This is a genomic window from Paenibacillus sp. 1-8 (assembly GCF_056316205.1).
On sequence record NZ_CM149995.1, the window covers coordinates 4,770,001 to 4,788,890 of the forward strand.

General features: G+C 41.5%; 16 protein-coding genes (1 of these 16 running past the window's edge). All 16 read right to left on the reverse strand.

The window, feature by feature from the left end; all coding sequences use genetic code 11:
* A protein-coding gene (ligA, locus tag AC0WRU_RS22050) for an NAD-dependent DNA ligase LigA (protein ID WP_476126289.1) crosses the window boundary here: on the reverse strand, positions 1-1,257 show its 5' portion. The gene continues 759 nt to the left of window position 1, outside the view; the window shows 1,257 of its 2,016 coding nt (coding positions 1-1,257); its start codon is at positions 1,255-1,257; its stop codon lies off the left edge, out of view.
* Positions 1,258-1,345: 88 nt separating this feature from the next.
* The gene (gene pcrA / locus AC0WRU_RS22055; protein WP_476126290.1) at positions 1,346-3,670 is read right to left on the reverse strand and encodes a DNA helicase PcrA; all 2,325 of its coding nucleotides are present in this window, start codon (positions 3,668-3,670) and stop codon (positions 1,346-1,348) included.
* Positions 3,671-3,711: 41 nt separating this feature from the next.
* Positions 3,712-4,404, reverse strand: a complete 693-nt coding sequence (pcrB, locus tag AC0WRU_RS22060; protein ID WP_476128698.1) for a heptaprenylglyceryl phosphate synthase — start codon at positions 4,402-4,404, stop codon at positions 3,712-3,714.
* Positions 4,405-4,550: 146 nt separating this feature from the next.
* A complete protein-coding gene (locus AC0WRU_RS22065) occupies positions 4,551-5,423 on the reverse strand; it encodes a phosphatidylinositol-specific phospholipase C/glycerophosphodiester phosphodiesterase family protein (protein WP_476126291.1) in 873 nt (290 codons plus the stop codon).
* Positions 5,424-5,529: 106 nt separating this feature from the next.
* A complete protein-coding gene (locus AC0WRU_RS22070; RefSeq protein ID WP_476126292.1) occupies positions 5,530-6,930 on the reverse strand; it encodes an undecaprenyl-phosphate glucose phosphotransferase in 1,401 nt (466 codons plus the stop codon).
* Complete coding sequence (locus AC0WRU_RS22075) at positions 6,927-7,835, reverse strand: glycosyltransferase family 2 protein (RefSeq protein ID WP_476126293.1); 909 nt, start codon at positions 7,833-7,835, stop codon at positions 6,927-6,929. Before AC0WRU_RS22075 ends, AC0WRU_RS22070 begins: the two co-directional genes overlap by 4 nt.
* Positions 7,836-8,084: 249 nt before the next feature.
* Entirely contained in the window at positions 8,085-8,177 is a 93-nt protein-coding gene (locus AC0WRU_RS22080) for a putative holin-like toxin (protein ID WP_219727884.1), read from the reverse strand.
* Positions 8,178-8,884: 707 nt separating this feature from the next.
* On the reverse strand, positions 8,885-9,760 hold the full coding sequence (gene rfbD / locus AC0WRU_RS22085) for a dTDP-4-dehydrorhamnose reductase (RefSeq protein WP_476126294.1): 876 nt from the start codon (positions 9,758-9,760) through the stop codon (positions 8,885-8,887).
* 1 nt (position 9,761) lies between these two features.
* Positions 9,762-10,781 (reverse strand): dTDP-glucose 4,6-dehydratase, encoded by a 1,020-nt coding sequence (gene rfbB, locus AC0WRU_RS22090; RefSeq protein ID WP_476126295.1) that lies wholly within the window; start codon positions 10,779-10,781, stop codon positions 9,762-9,764.
* 15 nt (positions 10,782-10,796) lie between these two features.
* On the reverse strand, positions 10,797-11,228 hold the full coding sequence (locus AC0WRU_RS22095) for a GtrA family protein (protein ID WP_476126296.1): 432 nt from the start codon (positions 11,226-11,228) through the stop codon (positions 10,797-10,799).
* Entirely contained in the window at positions 11,225-12,196 is a 972-nt protein-coding gene (locus AC0WRU_RS22100; RefSeq protein WP_476126297.1) for a glycosyltransferase family 2 protein, read from the reverse strand. The genes AC0WRU_RS22095 and AC0WRU_RS22100 overlap by 4 nt, the downstream gene beginning before the upstream one ends.
* A gap of 35 nt (positions 12,197-12,231) precedes the next feature.
* Positions 12,232-14,334 carry a DUF3329 domain-containing protein gene (locus AC0WRU_RS22105; RefSeq protein ID WP_476126299.1) on the reverse strand — a complete coding sequence of 701 codons (2,103 nt, stop codon included), beginning with the start codon at positions 14,332-14,334 and terminating at the stop codon, positions 12,232-12,234.
* 44 nt (positions 14,335-14,378) lie between these two features.
* Positions 14,379-14,918, reverse strand: coding sequence for a dTDP-4-dehydrorhamnose 3,5-epimerase (gene rfbC, locus AC0WRU_RS22110; protein ID WP_476126300.1), 540 nt, complete (start codon positions 14,916-14,918; stop codon positions 14,379-14,381).
* Between the two features lie 13 nt (positions 14,919-14,931).
* Positions 14,932-15,675, reverse strand: a complete 744-nt coding sequence (locus AC0WRU_RS22115; protein WP_476126302.1) for a sugar phosphate nucleotidyltransferase — start codon at positions 15,673-15,675, stop codon at positions 14,932-14,934.
* 21 nt (positions 15,676-15,696) lie between these two features.
* Positions 15,697-16,632 carry a glycosyltransferase family 2 protein gene (locus AC0WRU_RS22120; protein WP_476126303.1) on the reverse strand — a complete coding sequence of 312 codons (936 nt, stop codon included), beginning with the start codon at positions 16,630-16,632 and terminating at the stop codon, positions 15,697-15,699.
* A 17-nt stretch (positions 16,633-16,649) separates the two neighbouring features.
* Positions 16,650-18,878 (reverse strand): glycoside hydrolase family 99-like domain-containing protein, encoded by a 2,229-nt coding sequence (locus AC0WRU_RS22125; RefSeq protein ID WP_476128699.1) that lies wholly within the window; start codon positions 18,876-18,878, stop codon positions 16,650-16,652.
* Positions 18,879-18,890 lie beyond the last annotated feature (12 nt).

The following is an 18,890-nucleotide window of genomic DNA, read 5'->3' on the forward strand; positions in this document are numbered from 1 at the left end:
CCCCCGCTGCTGCAACGGGAATCCACAGGCCGGACAATGATCCGGTACGATAATTTCCTCTCCGTCGTCCTCAGACGTAACTTTTCCCAAAATTTCCGGAATGACATCATTCGAACGGCGGATAAACACACGAGCACCCAAAGCGAACTTCAGATTTTTCCGCTCGATATCCCCAGCATTGTTTAGTGTACAATTTTGTACGGTGACTCCCGCGAGCTCTACCGGTTCTACCCTTGCCAGTGGCGTAATTTTACCCGTACGACCTACATTCCACTCAACAGAGTTAAGCACTGTGGTCGTTTCCTCCGCCTCGAACTTATACGCCACTGCCCATCGCGGAAATTTATCGGTATAGCCGAGAACCTCACGTGTGCGCATATCCGTAATTTTGAGTACCGCCCCGTCAATGAGATAATCCAGTCCGGCACGAGACTCTTCGATATCAGCCAGTTGTTCCATAGCATCGTCAAAATCGTCAAAGTAAGTCAGATATGGATTCACCTTAAAATGATTGTCACGCAGGAACGTCATCATCTCCTGGTGGCTGCTAAACTGGATGCGGTCCGCGTACCCCACATTGTAGAAAAATGCATTCAGCCGCCGCTCTGCTGTTGTTTTGGGATTCAAATTACGCAGAGCACCTGCTGCGGCGTTGCGTGCATTTTTAAGAGGGTCCACAGCGGTCTCATTATATTTGGCCAGCACAGACAGATTCATAATGCCTTCTCCCTGTACTTCAATGGTCCCATCCTGAAAAGGAATCGTAAGCGGCACGGATTTAATGGTCTTCACCTGTGCCAGTATTCCCTCACCCACCACGCCATTGCCGCGTGTAGAAGCCTGTACCAGCTTCCCGTCGGTATAAGTCAGGTTCAGCGTCAGTCCATCAAATTTAAGCTCTATCGCATATCCTGGAGGCGGTAAAGGCTGCTCCGGGTTCTTGGTGTTGTAATCGTTGACCAGCTTCACGACACGCGCGTTCCAGGCACGAAGCTGCTCCACATTCTGTGCTTTATCCAAGCTCCATAATGGGGCGAGGTGGCGATGCGGTGTGAAGCCTTTGAGTAACTCCCCGCCCACACGCTGTGTCGGCGAATCCGGCAGCACAAGACCGCTCGTCTGTTCAAGCGCTACCAGTTCGTCATAAAGCACATCATATTCTTTGTCGCTGATCTTGGGCTCATCCAGTGTGTAGTAATGATAGTTATATGTGTTCAGCTCAGCAACAAGCTGCTCCATCCTGTGCATTGGATTCATGCAGGCGTACCCCTCCGGGAACTTCATCAGGGCAGAGGCCTAAGCCAAGCTGCCGCAGTGAGGTTCGAGATTTAATAATGTTTGAGATTTATTCTACTTTTGTAATCGGTGCAAAGCCAGCCAGCAGGCGTTTAACCCCTACTGGAGCCGGGAAAGCGATCTGAAGCTCCATATCATTGCCCGTCCCTTTTACAGCTACAATAGTTCCAATTCCCCACTTGCCATGCTGCACCTTGTCTCCGGCAGCAAAAATGGAGGGGCCTCCTGCCGAAGCAGCCGGAGTTGGTTTCGCGGATGAAGATGTTGTAACGGTTACGCGTGGCGACGCGGAAGCGGAAGAACCACTACGGCTCATCGTATCAAACGAGCGTTCTCCACCAAAGTTACTGCCACTACCTTTATTCAATCCGCGCCCACCATAAGATCCGCCTACATTGCCTGAACGACGGTAGCGGTCACGTTTGATGATCGTATCCTCTTTTAACTCGTCTGGAATCTCCTCGAGAAAGCGGGAAGGCGGGTTAGCCGTGGTGCGGCCAAACAGCGTGCGCATCTGCGCGCATGTAAGGAATAGTTGCTCCTCTGCACGGGTAATCCCGACATACGCCAATCTACGCTCTTCCTCCAGCTCTTCATTATCCAAAAAGGCCCGACTGTGAGGGAATACTCCCTCCTCCATACCGACAATAAATACGATTGGGAACTCCAGTCCTTTTGCACTGTGCATAGTCATCAATACAACCGCATCGCTTTGTTCCTCTTCATCGTCATTCATGGAATCAATATCTGCGATAAGAGCAAGATCGGTCAGGAAGGAGACGAGTGACTTGTCCTCCGCTCCTTTTTCAAATTCCATCGTTACCGACAGGAACTCATCAATGTTCTCCAGACGTGAGCGTGATTCAAGCGTATTCTCGTTTTGCAGCTCCAGTCGATATTGGCTGGTTTCCAGCATTTTTTCCGTTAACTCGGTGACCGAGAGATAGTCCACCATCCGACTCAAGCCTTCGATCATATCGTAAAACTCTACAAGCGCATTGCGCGTACGTCCGGCAAAGCCCAAATCATCTACCACCTGCAATACTCGGAAAATAGAAACTCCACGCTCCGCTGCGGCTGCTTGCAATTTACCGACCGTTGTATCCCCAATACTCCGTTTTGGCACATTAATGATTCGGATCAAGCTGATATCGTCATCAGGATTGGAGAGCAGACGAAGGTACGCCAGCAAGTCCTTAATCTCTTTACGATCATAGAACTTGATACCGCCAACGATCTGGTACGGAATATCCGATTTGATCAAAATTTCCTCGACCACCCGCGACTGGGCATTGGTACGGTACAAAATAGCATGATGGCTATAGGTTTTGCCTGCATTGATATTTTTATGAATTTCGGAGGCGATAAAATAGCCCTCATCATGCTCGGAGTCAGCCCGGTAAACTTTAATCTTGGCGCCGCCTTCTTTGTCAGTCCATAGTTTCTTCGGCTTGCGACCTGTATTTTGACCAATCACTTCATTGGCAGCATTCAGAATATTCGAGGTTGACCGATAGTTTTGTTCCAGTAAAATGGTACGCGCTTCCGGATAATCCTCTTCAAAGTTCAAAATGTTGCTGATATCCGCCCCGCGCCAACGATAGATGGACTGATCGCTATCGCCAACTACGCAAATCCGGTGATGCTTATCAGCCAGCATTTTGCACAGCATGTACTGCGCGCGGTTCGTATCTTGATATTCATCGACATGAATGTATTGGAATTTTTTCTGATAGAAATCGAGCACCTCAGGTACTTCTTTAAAGAGCTGAATCGTTGCCATGATCAAATCATCAAAATCAAGAGAGTTGTTGTTTTTGAGACGTTGTTGGTATTTGGTATATACCTTCGCCACAATTCCCTCGAAATAGTCACCAATCTTGCGCTCATACATTTCAGGAGTGACCAGTTCATTTTTAGCTGTACTCATCATGGACTGAACCGCTTTGGGCTCGAATTTTTTGGTGTCTATGTTCAGATCCTTCATGCAGTTCCGAATGACAGACAATTGATCCGTGGAATCGAGAATGCTGAAATTGGAGGTAAATCCGATCCGCTCGATATCCCGACGCAAAATACGCACACACATGGAGTGAAAGGTGGATACCCACACATCTCTCCCCTGCGGACCAATCAGCTTGGATACGCGATCCTGCATTTCACGCGCGGCCTTGTTCGTAAAGGTAATCGCCAAAATGCCCCATGGAGCGGTCTTGCGGGTCGCGATGAGGTAGGCAATCCGGTGCGTGAGCACTCGAGTCTTTCCACTGCCTGCGCCAGCCATAATCAGCAACGGTCCGTCTATCGCCTCCACTGCCTGACGCTGAGGCGGATTGAGACGGGCTACAGCCTCGTGTATATCTATTGATTGCATGCGTACATGCTCCTTTCCCTGAGCTTCCATAAAATCACGTTCTATACTTCCAACTTCACAGCTACCGTCTCCAGCGCCTTCGCCAAGTCACGGTAAATGATGTTTCCTACTACAATGGTGTCACAAACGGCAGCCGCTTGTAACGCGGTAGATTTATCCACGATACCCCCTCCGTATAGGACACGGGCGCGCTCCGTACTGCGATGTATTTTTTGTACCAGCTCCATGTCCCCAAAAGCACCGCTATATTCCACATATACAATTGGCAGGTGCATGAGCTTGTCAGCAACCTGTGCATATGAGGCGGCAGATGAAGCATCAAGTGATGTATCCGCTCCGGTAAGCTTGGCCACCGTGGAATCACCGTTCAAAACAATATATCCTTCCGTCACAAGTAAATCCCAAGGGATCATATAACCAAACTGCTCAATCGCACGCTGGTGCTGTCCTACGATCCAATTACTGTCCGTGGTATTAAGCACCATCGGGATCATATACAGATCAAATCCCGGCACTACAGCCTCCAGATCGGACACCTCAAGCACACACGGCACCTCATAACGCCGAACCCGCGACAGCAAATCCACCGTATTTTCATAGGTAATGCCCGACGAGCCTCCTACCATAATCGCGTCCGTACCAGACATGCATATGGCATCCAGTCCCTCATCGTCCAGTTCCTTGTCAGGGTCCAGCTTAAATACATGCCTCCATGATTGAATCGAATCTGCCAACACACATTCCTCCAGCATCCATTGTGCTTTTGCCACGATCCGGTCTAGCCAGATTCCAATATCCAAAAGCGTTCTATGCTAAGTCTATGACAGTGCTCAAAAGGTGTCAATGTTCGTATTAGATGGGAACACTCCGTTCACACATCTCAGGGCCGTAACGCATACAGCCAACTACGTTTTTGGAGTTCCTTTTCCGTTAAAACATCCGTATAGAATCCGCGGACACCCATCTGTTCGTAGTCAGCGGCAGCTTTTAGATCGTTAATTGTATTTACGTAGCACACCGCCCCCGCCTGCCGCAAGCTTTCCACTAAAGCACCACTGACCCTGTTTTCTGGTAAAGTTACTGCCGTTATATCGTTTTGTTGTACAAACCGGATGATTTGGTCATCCGTGTCTTCTGTCGCATAGAGCGTATAAATAATGGAGGTATAGGGATAAATGCTACGCAGCGTTCGCAGCATTTCTTCGTCGTAAATTTGCGGGACAATGCGGGACAAAAGTTCCGGATTTTTCTCCTGTGCCTGACGGGTCAGTTGCGCAAACAACTGTTTTATTTGGGCCGGGTTCTGTTCTTTCGTATCAGTCACGACATAGGCATCCGGGTATTTCTCTAATAGATCCAATACATCCTTCCAATCTACCGGGGTATAGGAACCGTGTATGGGTGTGTTCTTAAATTGATGATAGCTCCAAGGCTTTCCGCCCTGTTCTATAGCAACGGCATGTTCCTGCTGCATTTGCTCTGTAAAAGATTCTGTCCATTCATGGCGCGCCACCAAATGCCCGTCCGAAGTAAACATCAGGTCAACCTCGAATACGCGGCTGCCTTTTTTATAATTATTCACAAATGCTTCACGCGCATTAGTATAGGCCAAACCATCAACGGCTCCCATGGCATGCGAAATCACGCGGTGCGTGGTAAAGCCAGTATGTTCTTCTGTAGATTGTCCTTTGTAAGCCAGTAAAAATGTGCCGATTAACATTAAAAGAATTACCGCAGCAATCAGTCGTTTCATAGGGTGTCACATCCTTTTCGTACAGGTCAATACCCTGCATGCGTACACTTAAAACAACCTCCAAACACAAAAACACCCTCCGGCTGAACCGAAGGGTGACTCTGGATTAATACGCGTTTTTGAAACCGTTGCGAATCGTACGGAAAATAATTTTAATATCGAATAAGAGCGACCAATTCTCAATATAGAAAATATCATGCTTAATTCGTTCCTCAATGGACGTGTCACCACGCAACCCGTTGCTCTGTGCCCAGCCTGTAATACCAGGACGAACATGGTGCTTCACCATATACTTTGGAATCTCCTCGCGGAACTGATCCACGTAATACGGGCGCTCCGGGCGTGGACCAACGACACTCATATCACCCAGCAGCACGTTGAAAAACTGAGGCAGCTCGTCGAGACTCGTTTTACGAATAAAGGTTCCAAAGCGAGTACGCCGAGGGTCATTGGCCGTCGTCCAGCCTGTATCCTCAGTTCCGGGTGGCAATACCTTCATCGAGCGGAATTTGTACATCATGAAGGTACGCCGATTCAGACCCACCCGCTCCTGTTTGAAAATGACCGGACCTCTCGATGTCGTCATCACGCTAATCGCCACTGCCAGCATAACCGGAGAAGTCAGAATAATAGCGAACAACGAGAACAGAATATCGAACAAACGCTTAAACAATCGATTCCCCGCCACATCCAGCGGAATATCCCGTACATTGATCATTGGCATGCCTGCAAAGTTATCAAAATAAGGTCGAGATGGCAAGTAATCAAAAAAGTCGGGAATGATGAGCGTGCGCACCCCAGCCTTTTCACACATGTTGATAATCTTGGGGTACTTATCATGTGCATCCAGCGGAAGAGCCAAAATGACCTCGTCTATCATCATGTTCGACAGCGTAGCTTCTAAATGATCCAAGCCTCCAAGGATTGGGCGGAAATGCTCTTCTTCCTCTTCATCCCAGTGGCGCTTATCATCCAGAAAACCCACCACTTCATATCCCAGATCAGGATACTGTCCAAGATTATGATAAAAACGCTGGCCAAGAGTACCCGCCCCGAGAATGAGCATGAACTGCTTGTTGTAGCCTTTTTGGCGTAGAGCTTTAAGTACCTGCTTCAAAAAATATCGATAGAATAAAATAAGCAGTACGTTCCCAATCATATAGATCGCCAGATAGGACCGCGAAATGTCAATTTGCTTTACAAAGAACATGACACTCAACAGCACGAACAGGCCAACAATATGAATCTGGGTGACGCGAAATACGTCGTCTGCAAACCGTTTTTTGCGTTTGGGTGAATAAAGAGAGAATAACATCCCCAGCACCACGGCAATCAGACCATAGATCAAGCTCCAGCCACCATATACTTGAATAGGAAGCGGCTCTTGATAGGTAATCCATTCACTTTCAAATTTGAAGAACCAGGCGATCAAAAAGGAGAGCTGAATGACCGCGAAATCCGCCACAATATACAATTGGGTTAAAAAACGTTGATTTCTGCGTATCATGCTTTCACCTCGGTACGAGATTGTTCGCCGCCGTCCGGCTTGGCCGGTGCAGTGAGCTTATTTTTCAAAAAGGCCATTCCAAATTTCACCGTAATTCCCGTGTATACAGCCATGTTCGTGATCCAGCTATACTGCTGTTTATAATGCTTGCGGTGGAATACCCACATGGCTCTATGAAACTCGTAAATAATTTTCAAAGGACGACGACGAGCGCTGCCTCCTTTGATATGAATAATATATGTGCGCGGATAGTAGTAAATGCCCCATCCTGCCTGCTTAATCCGGTAACACCAGTCAATGTCCTCACCATACATGAAAAAGGTTTCGTCCAAGCCGCCGACCTGCTCAATTGTCTCCCGACGCACCAGCATAAAAGCACCCACCAGCACATCCACTGGATACTCATCATCCGGGCTTAAATGCCCGAGCTGGTATTGATTGTACTTCGGGTTATCCGGGTAACGCTTCGACCAGCCGAAGGCGTAATAAAAGGAGGCAGACGGCGTTGGAAACCCACGCTTGCAGGCCTTATCCAGCGAACCATCCGGCAAAATGACCTTGCAGCCCGATGCTCCTATCTCTGGATGCGTGTCCATAAACCGAATCATCGTATCGAGCGTGTGCGGTTGCACCAGCGTATCGGAATTCAGCAACAATACGTAACGCCCGCTCGCTACCTCGATACCCTGATTGTTTGCCTTGGCAAAACCTGTGTTATCCTCATTGGCAATCAACGTAATCTCCGGATATGCAGCACGAATGGCTTCCACAGACCCATCATTGGAGTGATTGTCGATAACAATCAATTCATATCGATATTGCGTCTCTGACGCATACACCGACTGCAAACAATCCAGCGTCAATCGACATGTGTTATAGTTGACGACCAGTATGCTTACATCCATATTTAAAACGCTCCTGACAAATTCAGTAATCTATTCTACTATCGACTATTATAGCATACCCCCGCAGGGCGCGGGACGCAAAAAAGCACATAACTTGTAACCTTACATAGTTGAGGTATAAAAATCATCGTGGTAAGATATACATGGAAAAAGGGCTGGTGCCAGCCAGCCCCTGCGCAACCAACGCTCCAAGAGCGGACGGTTTTGGAACAATCAGGCCGAAAATAGACCCTTCCTTGCGGGGGCGGTCTATTTCCGTTTGTTAAACTCTAACAGTGTGACGATCAACGCCCCGAACGTCAGCATTAAACTGAGCGCCTCAAACACTGTCACAGGCTTCACCCCCCTCCTCGGGAGAGTTAGCCGACCGCCCTTGCCAGCTCTATCGGTTGCACGTTTCAATTATACTATATTTTTCCATAAAGGAACATGCATTCGATGGTTTTTTATCTAGCATTCATTGTACCTTTGATTATTTGACGCTTATATATGGAAAAAAGTTTCAATATTTTTTCTTTCCGTACCTCTATAATTTCCCCAATATGAAAACCAACTTATAAATCCAGTTGTCCAACCGTGACTGTCTATAAAATGGAGGGTTTAGGGTCAAAAACAACCTCACCAAAAGAGGATACACATAAGTAAATCCACCAGTCATGCATAATAATGTTATCCAAAGAAGTCGGAATTCTCTTTTTCACGAGCTGGAGGGTTTCTGTATTGATCAGCATGGTACAACCTACACACACATTCTCAATGAGTGCATTATAGAAGGATACAGGTCGGGGTATGTCAGCTGGCCATACTTTGAGTGGTTCCAATGTTTGAGAGACCATTTGTGTAGCAGAACAGTACATCAGGGGTCGGTCCCCCCTTTTTTCCTTGAAGATGAGCTACAGCCTGAGCAAGCTTGTTCGGCATCCACACATCATCCTGATCACAAAAAGCGTAATAGTCGAATGTCATTAAACTTGATCGACATATGTGTCTACATAATAAAATCTCCCAATCATAATATGATGGGAGATCGCTGTAGATATAATGTGCCTTTACTTACTCGAACTTGACAGATACTCTTTTAAGAAACCCCGCAATCCCTCACGCCAAGCACGCAAATCATGTAACCCATTTGTCCGGATCGCAATATGTTCCATCACGGAATTACGTGGCCGCGCTGCGGGTCTGGGGAATTGCTCTGTGCTGCACGGCTCCAATTTTGCTGTGATCTTAGCATCAAATATTTCCGTCGCATCCTGCAAAATAGCTTGCGTAAATTCATACCAGGTGCAGGAGCCGCTGTTGGAAGCATGATATACACCATACTTCTCGGTTTGTACTAACTCCGCCACAAAACGGGCCAAATCCACCGTATAAGTTGGTGAGCCTTTCTGATCGTTCACAACCTGAAGGTGCGGCTTCTCCTGTCCAAGCTTCAGCATCGTTTTAACAAAATTATTTCCGTGCAGTCCATACACCCAAGACGTACGAACAATAAAGTATCTGGAGGAAAGTGTCTGGGTCACGATCTCTCCCGCACGTTTCGACTTTCCATAGATGCTCTGCGGATTTGTATTGTCATACTCATGGTATGGGTGCTCTGCCGTTCCATCAAACACATAATCTGTACTGATATAAACCAGCTTGGCTCCTGCTTTTTCCGCAGCCAGTGCCATATTACGTGTTCCTGCTGCATTCACTTGATAAGCCCCGTCTACATCGGTTTCCGCCGCATCCACTGCTGTATACGCTGCACAGTGGACGACAGCGTCAGGTTGATATTGCCCTACCATCTTCACAGCTTGCTCCAAATTCGTTATATCTAGCTGTTCCCGATCGTATCCAAGGACATCATACCCTTGCTCCTGAAATACCTTTACCACGTCTTTACCAAGTTGACCGGATGCTCCAGTAACCAGTACCTTCATCTTACGCATCCCCCAGGCGGGCACCATACTGCTTAGCATAATATTGTTGATATTCGCCGGATTGGATGCGAGTCCACCATTCTTTGTTGTCCAAGTACCAACGAATCGTTTCTTTAATACCTGTTTCAAAAGAGTGTTTTGGCTTCCAGCCCAGCTCGTTCATGGTTTTGGTCGGGTCAATACCATAACGACGGTCATGTCCTGGACGATCCTGCACATACGAAATTAGAGATTCTGGCTTGCCCAGCTCCTCCAATACCGTTTTGACGATATGCACATTCGTCCGTTCGTTATTTCCACCAATATTGTATACCTCACCAGGCTTCCCTTGATGAATGACCAGATCAATTGCACTGCAATGATCCTCAACATACAACCAATCGCGGATATTCAAACCATCCCCGTATACGGGTAGTTGCTGATCACTTAACGCACGTGAGATCATTAGCGGGATCAGTTTTTCCGGGAACTGGTACGGACCATAGTTGTTGGAACATCGTGTGATATTTACAGGCAAACCAAACGTTTCGTGATATGCACGAACTAGCAGGTCTCCGCCTGCCTTCGAAGCTGAGTAAGGACTGTTAGGTTGAAGTGGTGTTTCCTCTGTAAACAATCCTGTTTCACCCAGAGAACCGTACACCTCATCTGTCGATACCTGCACAAACTTGGTCACGTTATATTTCTTAGCAGCATCCAACAGCACCTGTGTACCCAATACGTTTGTTTTCACAAACACTTCCGGTTCCAGAATACTCCGATCCACATGTGACTCCGCTGCAAAATTAACCACCACATCGATTCCCTGCTGCATCAACTGATCAATCGCTTGTGTGTCAGTAATATCTACTTTGATAAAGCTATGTTTGGGGTTATTTTCAATGGATTTCAAATTTTCCAGGTTACCTGCATACGTAAGCGCATCTATATTTACAATTTCGTAATCTGGATGCTGTTTTAACATATACAATACAAAGTTACTGCCTATAAATCCGGCCCCGCCGGTGACAAGAAGTTTCATAAAGACCTCCTAAATTCAATTATCCATTATTTTAGTGTTAAACGTATAGTACTTATGCCCAAAGTAATTAAACACTGTGTAGAGACCCGATGCAATTAAAATCGAAACGTTCCCAACTCCTATAACATTTAAAATTAATGATTTATCCATAAATCCCAAGAATGGCATTAAATAATACCCTATAAAATAAGAGGTTACATAAGAAAGTATAGTTACAAAGGTAAATTTCAAAGTCTGACTTAAATACCATTCATTCACCTTGAAAGTAAAATTCCTATTCAAAAAAAAACTACAAATTCCACCAATTATATTTCCACAACTTGTTGAGATCCAATAATTAAAATGAAATAAATTATAAAAAAGATAAATACTAGACAAACCAATTAAAGTATTAATAACCCCTACTAAAAGGAATCTCAGGAACTCAAATCTTTTTATAATATTCATAAATTATGGGGCTCTTTTTCTTGTTGCTGAGCTTCTATTTCAATATTTATAGTTTCTCTTACAAGAAATAGCGGTCTACGTTTACTCTCACCATATACACGACCAATATATTCTCCAATGATTCCAATAGTAATTAGCTGAACTCCCCCCAAAAACAATACAGTAACCATAAGAGATGGATAGCCGGGAACCGGATTTCCATATATTAATGTATTTATCATTAAAAAAAGTGCACGGATCAACGCAAAAATTGACACAATGAAGCCTAAATACATAGCAAGTTGTAGAGGAGCAAAGCTAAAAGATGTAATCCCTTCAATAGCAAAGTTCCATAATTTCCAATAATTAAAACTGGTTTTCCCAGCAAATCTTGCATCCCGAAGATACGATATACTTGTCTGTTTAAATCCTACCCAACTAAAAAGCCCCTTCATAAATCGGTGACTTTCTGGTAAGTTATTTACAGCATTCACAACTTGTCTAGACATCAAACGGAAATCTCCAGTATCGGCTGGAATATCTATTTTCGTTATTCGTCTTATAAATTTATAAAAAAAACTGGCTGTTGCTTTCTTTATGAAAGTCTCTCCATCCCTTTTAGTTCTTGTTGCATAGACAACATCGTATCCTTCTTGCCACTTTTCAACCATCAAGGGAATGAGTTCAGGTGGATCTTGCAAATCGGCATCTATGGGGATTACTATATCTCCTCTAGAATATTTCAAACCTGCACTCATTGCAATTTCCTTACCGAAATTTCTAGACAAATCAATGACCTTGATTCTGTAATCAGTAGAGGCAATTTCTCTTAATCTAGCATGAGTATTGTCTTTGCTACCATCATTAATACATATGATTTCATAATCATAGTTATGTTTATTTAGTACTTCTGAAATGCGTTCATAAAAAAAATCAATGTTGTCAATTTCATTATACATAGGTACAACTAATGACATCTTAAATTTCATTCTTATATCCCCTCTTAATTCAAACCTACTTACTTCTAGTGATCTAAATCCCCAAATTGAATATATGGATCGCCCCCCTCAGTGTATAAGTTAGTGAAATCACCATCAGAACCCTTTAATTCAACTTGTGCAGTTTCTTTGATTTTGTTTCGTAGCGCACTCCCCTTAAGAACCAAGGCTTTTTTATTTTTCTCTGTAATAATAATTGATTTAATAGGTACTAACTTATGGGAGGTAGTTCCTATATCAAATCTGAAATTTTGAATATGATTTAATGGAATACTTGTTTTAAATACTTTCTTATGATCTAGTTGCTGACTGATGGAATCCTTTTCGTTAAAGCCATTACCCCTGTCATAAAACAGTTGAAAAACATCAGTTTGAGGATACTTAAACTCAACCTGAATATCAACATCTTCTGTATAATCATTTATGAATTTCAACTGCGGATCAAAACCATTAGTGTATATGTCTAATATACCACTCTCTGCTTTTATTTTGGAAATATCATGAAGTGGATAAAATAGACTTTCCAACTTTTTTGCATCATATTTCAGATGAACATTATTATTATCGAATTCGATACTCTTTATTTGTACATTTTGATTTATTAAAATACCGGGATCTAATCTGAAACTATAAATTGGCTTATTGGGCAGTTCAAAGAACAGTCTATTCCCATCAGCTTGATTATAAATATATGCTTTTGATGAATCCTTTTCATTGATACCATCACCAATATCATAGTATAGCTGGTACATATTAATTTTTGCTTTCTCCAACTCAACTATCATCGTTGGCTTGTCAATACTAACAGATGCTAGATTATAATATTTTGCAAAATGATCATTCGAAGTATAACTCGGATTTAAAGAAATATCATAAATAAAAACATAGCTATTCTCTTTGGCTGTTAACTTTGGAAGTTTTACAACCCTTTCCCCCTGTTCTAGATTTTTATTCACGATTTGAAGTCTTTGAGCACTTTCCTCTGCAATTAATTTATATTGAGTATACACATTATGCATTGTAATATATAAAGGGATAATTGATGCAACCAACACAACGACAAGTAGCTTCTTGTTCGGTTTTACTATCATAGTTATTGAAATAATAATCATTACAGCCCCACCAAAAGCTGCACGAAGAGGAAATTCGGGAGAAGCCACCATTGCTACATAAGAAAGGAAGCCTGTGAACATAATTAGTAAAGCAATCCAGAGAGTCCTTTTAGACCTTTTATAGTTTTTGTAAACATAAAATAATATCACTACAAAAAGTATTAGGAATAAATATCTCTGGTCTTGCAACAATATTCCTTTCATTGTTTGTAAAAAGTTAATTATCTGATCTTTAAAACCAACGTTAAAGTACATAGTTTCTTTTCTGACTTTGTTTCCTGGAGCCAGTACCAAATAAACAAACCCTATAAGGCAACCAATAATTCCACTAAAAAACCATAAAGGAAGTTCAATTTTCTTTTTTAGAGCAATTAAAAAAGAAATACCGACAAATGCTACTGCTATTACAGCAGTATTTTCTTGACTCCAACCTGCTAAAATACCCAAAAAAAACATTGTCAGTATTGTTATTAAATTATTTTTTAGTACATATTTATTATCAATAAGAAATCTATATGGGAATAAAAATATTAAAATAAAGACAGTAGCCCAGAGATAGTTCACGGAACCTGCTAACCAAAAAGCTGTTTGACCCAAAACAGGAAGCATAAACCAGCACATCAAAGAAACGAGTAAGAAAACACCCAAATCTTCTTTAGTGTTAAATTTTCTTATTTTTGAGAAGGAGCAGATTAAAAACAACAACAATACATAAAAAAATGCATTTACAATATTGAATACATCTTTGCCTAACCATAGAAATAATTGTACAAAAAAGTGTACTATTACTCTTCCGGTCCAATTATGGTACAAATAATTTTGAGATTGAAAAATATCAGTTATACTTTCAATCTTTTGATTTGTACCCATAATAAAACTGTAGGCAAACTCATCATTCCAGTACGGCACAAAATAATTAATTCTGAGCATGTATAAATACATGCTCACGGCCAAAGTGATGATAATTAAACGATATATATTTAAATACTTATCATCCACTTTTATTTCCAACTTCATAAATAAATTCATCCTCTATGATTCCGATTTTGAAGCAAAGAAATTTAAATCTCAGCAGCTCCCAATAAAGGATGGCATTCATCTTTCTGAGATAGTATAGGCTTAGATACGGGCCAATCAATTCCGAGCGCAGGATCATTCCATAAAATACCTCGGTCATGTGCTGAAGAGTAATATTCATCAACTTTATACAAGACTTCCGTGTTTGGTGTTAATGTGCAAAAACCATGAGCAAATCCTTGCGGGACCAATAATTGCTTCTTATTATATTGGCTGAGAATTACTCCTACCCACTGCCCAAATGTTTTCGAATCACGTCGAATGTCTACAATGACATCATAAATAGCGCCAGCAACTACACGAACTAATTTAGTTTGAGCTTTAGGGGATAGTTGATAGTGCAAGCCTCGTAGAACGCCTGCTTCAGCAGACAAAGAATGATTATCTTGAATGAATTCATGGTTAATACCTAAGCTACTCAATACATTTTGATTGTAACTTTCCATAAAAAAACCTCGGTGATCCCCATGAACCACCGGTTCAATAAGTAAAGCATCTTTCAGTTTTAACTCATGTACTTTCATACAATTAATCTCCTTATAATTTTAATTTCCCAAACTCGTCGCTAAATATTATTTCTTTAGCTAGTTCATTGGCTTTAGCAAGGGATGCATGTGTACCTGCATCGGTCCACCAACCTTGAAGAATATCAAATGTCAGTTTCCCTTTTGTAATATATGCATTATTTACATCCGTGATTTCTAATTCACCACGCGATGAAGGATTAAGGGTTTTGACAATATCAAAAACGTTGTGATCAAACATATAGATACCTGTTACCGCATAATCACTTTTGGGTTCTTGAGGTTTCTCCTCAATTGAAACAATTCGATCTCCCTGTAGTTCAGCAACACCGAAACGTTTCGGATCTTCTACCTGCTGCAAAAGCAGTTTAGCACCTGACACTTGATTACGGAAATTTTGAACATATGGAGATATATCGTCTTCAAATACATTATCACCTAAAATAACAAGCATTTGATCGTCTCCCACAAATTGTTCTGCTAGATCCAAGGCCTGAGCAATTCCGCCTGCCTCGTCCTGCACTTTATACGTAAAAGTAACTCCCATATCTTTTCCACTTCCTAAAAGATTCACTACATCGCCCATATGCTCTTTACCAGTGACAATGAGAATGTCCTGAATATCAGCTTGTTTCAGCTTATATACTGCATGGAAAATCATTGGATACTTCCCTACCGGAAGAAGATGCTTATTTGTAACCTTTGTTAATGGGTACAACCGTGTTCCAGTTCCCCCTGCCAAAATTATTCCTTTCATGATAACCTCCTAGATTAAGTGTTATTTGATATCTTTATAATCAATTCGATTTTGTCTGAATTGCAAAAAAAAGTTTGCAATAGTTCTAGAATAATGCCAAAAGTTTATTATTGACGAATCCCTTAGTATCTCAAAGAATTGTACAGGCCAATTTTGAGGAGAAGGAGCCAATTTATTAATAATATTTTTTTTTCTACACGTTTTAAAATAAAACCCAAGTACTGTCTTCACTTCTTTGTCTACGACGTCATTTAATGTCAAAAAAGTATTATTGCCGTGCAAGCGATAGTAATAATACGTAGACTCTACAAATAAAGGCTCTGATAAAAGCAAACACCTTAGAGCAAAGTCCCAATCATGACAATATTTCAAATTTCGGAATCCATTCAGCTTATCAAAAATTCTCCTACTAAACAACATATTTCCTGTTGATATAGCGGTGTTGTGAGGTATCAAAGACCACCCTACGGTAGGAAAGTTTTTTATCGAATTTTGTGTATTAATGAAGCTTATAGCCTGGTCGGATACAGTACTAATATCATTTCCTTCTCCATCAATTACTTTAATCCTCGAGAAAACGAAATCTGAATCAGAACCGAATAAATGTTTAATTAATTGTGTTATACGATTTGACTCAAACAAGTCATCCGCATTAAGTATTGTTACATATTCTCCTTGTGAGACCCTTATACCTTCATTAATTGAATTATGAGCACCCTGATTTTGATCGTGCGAAATGAATGTTATGCGATTATTAAATCTTTCCAAAAAAGCTTCACTAGAAATCAGTTCATTTATGATATGACAACTGTTATCTTTCGAGTTGTCATCAATCACCACCAATTCAAGCTGATCGTACGTTTGCTCATAAATGGATTTTAAGGCAGCCTCTATATATTTTTCATAATTATAAGACGGCACAATAACACTAACTAAAGGCGTATCTTGATTATTCATATTTTTCTCCTCATTTATTATCGGATCCGGGATGCTCTCTTAGTTACCTCTAGATATTGGTGTCCATACTTTTGATCCGGCTCTAAATGTGTACCTTCAGCCCATTCATTCCATGCGTTAACAAAAATCATTTGTTCCGAATCTTGACTAAATCTCCGAGTATAATCAACCAGGCCTACCAACCATTTTTCATACTCTACAGGATTCGCGTAGTGAAAGACATTAGCTGCACTTTTTCTTCTAGCTGTATTATCCCAGCTTAGCATAGTACCTCTAAACCATGTAAAGTCCCCAGCCTTCTTTTTCTGAAGCGAACGATCTACCACTTCTCGATAATCGTAAATGTTTCCTGAAAAGTCAGGAACCAGCTCATTCATAGTTTTAGAAATTTCGTTGGCATAAACACCATGCGGCGGGAACTCGACTGCTGAATCACAACCGTAGATCGTTGGATCTACTTGACCAAAGGACTGTACCATGCATACATGAAGATTTGGAATGCCTTCTTCTTTACACTTTTCTTTCCATGTATGGACGGTTGCTTTCAGATTAGGAAACAATTCAGCTCTGTAAATCAACAATATGGGGTCCTTACCATCAATACGGATATATCTTTCGTCCTTTAAAACAGGAATAACTTCTTCAATAAATCTGTTATCTGAATCTTCATCGTGCACTTGCTTCATAAGCATTTCTTTCTCTTGGCCATCCCATCGCCTTGTCCAACTCTCGTTAGCCCAACAAATACAAAAAGGAAAATCCAAATCTTTATTTTCCAATAAAGCATTCATTGGCTTCTCTAAAAGCCTCTTGCCATCGAACCAATAATAATAGTAACAAAAACCGAAAATATCATATTTTTTAGCAAGTTCTATTTGACGTTTCTGAATGTCACTATCCTCAACCAAATTGTAATATCCTAAATCTGAAGGAACATGCGGTTGATAATGTTCCTTGAATAAAGATGTCGCCTTACGAACATTTCTCCACTCTGTAAACCCTTCTCCCCACCACTCATCATTCTCTGGAATTGCATGAAACTGAGGTAAATAAAAAGAAACAATATTTGTTGTTTTGTTTTGGTTTTCCGGCCAAGCGGATGCTGTAGATCTTCTGTGATAACTAAACTCAGAAATATGTTTTACTTTCATTGCGCTTGCAACTAGTTCTTCCATAAAAGAATCATAGTCCTTAACAACAAGCAAAATCTTTTCTTTAAAAAGTGTGGACTGAGCCACAATAAATGATCCAGCTACCTTAGAATTTAACTTTTCGGAAGTTAAATGTTCCTCTTTATAGAAAGGAGCAAAATGATCACCGTTATCAAGGAATCTGTCTTCATTTGTAAAAATCAAGTCTTCACTATCTATAGAATTCAAAGCCAAATGGTGTAATGTATTAATAGATAGAAAATCCTCTTGTTCCAATACCGTAATATAATCCCCTTGTGCAATCTTACTAGCCTCTCTTACCATATCTAAAAACATACTATTGGCAGTATGAATAAACTGAACTTTGCTCAAATCAAAGCCACTCGTAAATTGATTTTTAACAATCTCTTCCCTTGAAATTATAATTACTTCAAACTTGGAATACGTTTGGCTAGTTAAAGAACTCAAACAAAACTCCAGATAGGCCTGATTTAATTTGTACACGGGAATAATGATAGAGAACAAATGTCTGACAGGGTATTGAACGTTGGTAATTTGGGTGCCTTCCTTATACGTGTATGGTTCAAATCTTCCAACCTGATTATCATTCCTATTTGCCATCAATGTAATAGCCCTGTTCCACATCCACTTAAATCCGTTTTGCCTCCATTTTTCAAACACTTTAACAAACAAATTGGAATTATTTCCCGAATTTAATTCTTTGTAGCTGTGAAAAGCCTGATTTAAGATCGAAAGTACTCCAACCTTCTCTATAACAATCCGTTGAATGTAAAATACGCCGGGAGAGTCACCAGGATCCAGTCTCAGGGACACTACATCGTGCTTAAACTCAAAAGGCCTGCCATTCGAATTCTGACGATCCAGCTTTCCGATGATGTAAGAATTATCTTCACTAAAACCGGCCCCATAGTCAATATACAGCTTAAGAAACCTCAATGATTCCGAAGAACCTTCACAATTAATCTTATACCAACCTTTTTTAAACGAACCCTTCAAATAAATCTGAGGATCATTACCAAAACTTTCCCATTTATCTCCATTTTTATTAATATCTAATAAATTAACGACTTCCATCTCTCTCAATTA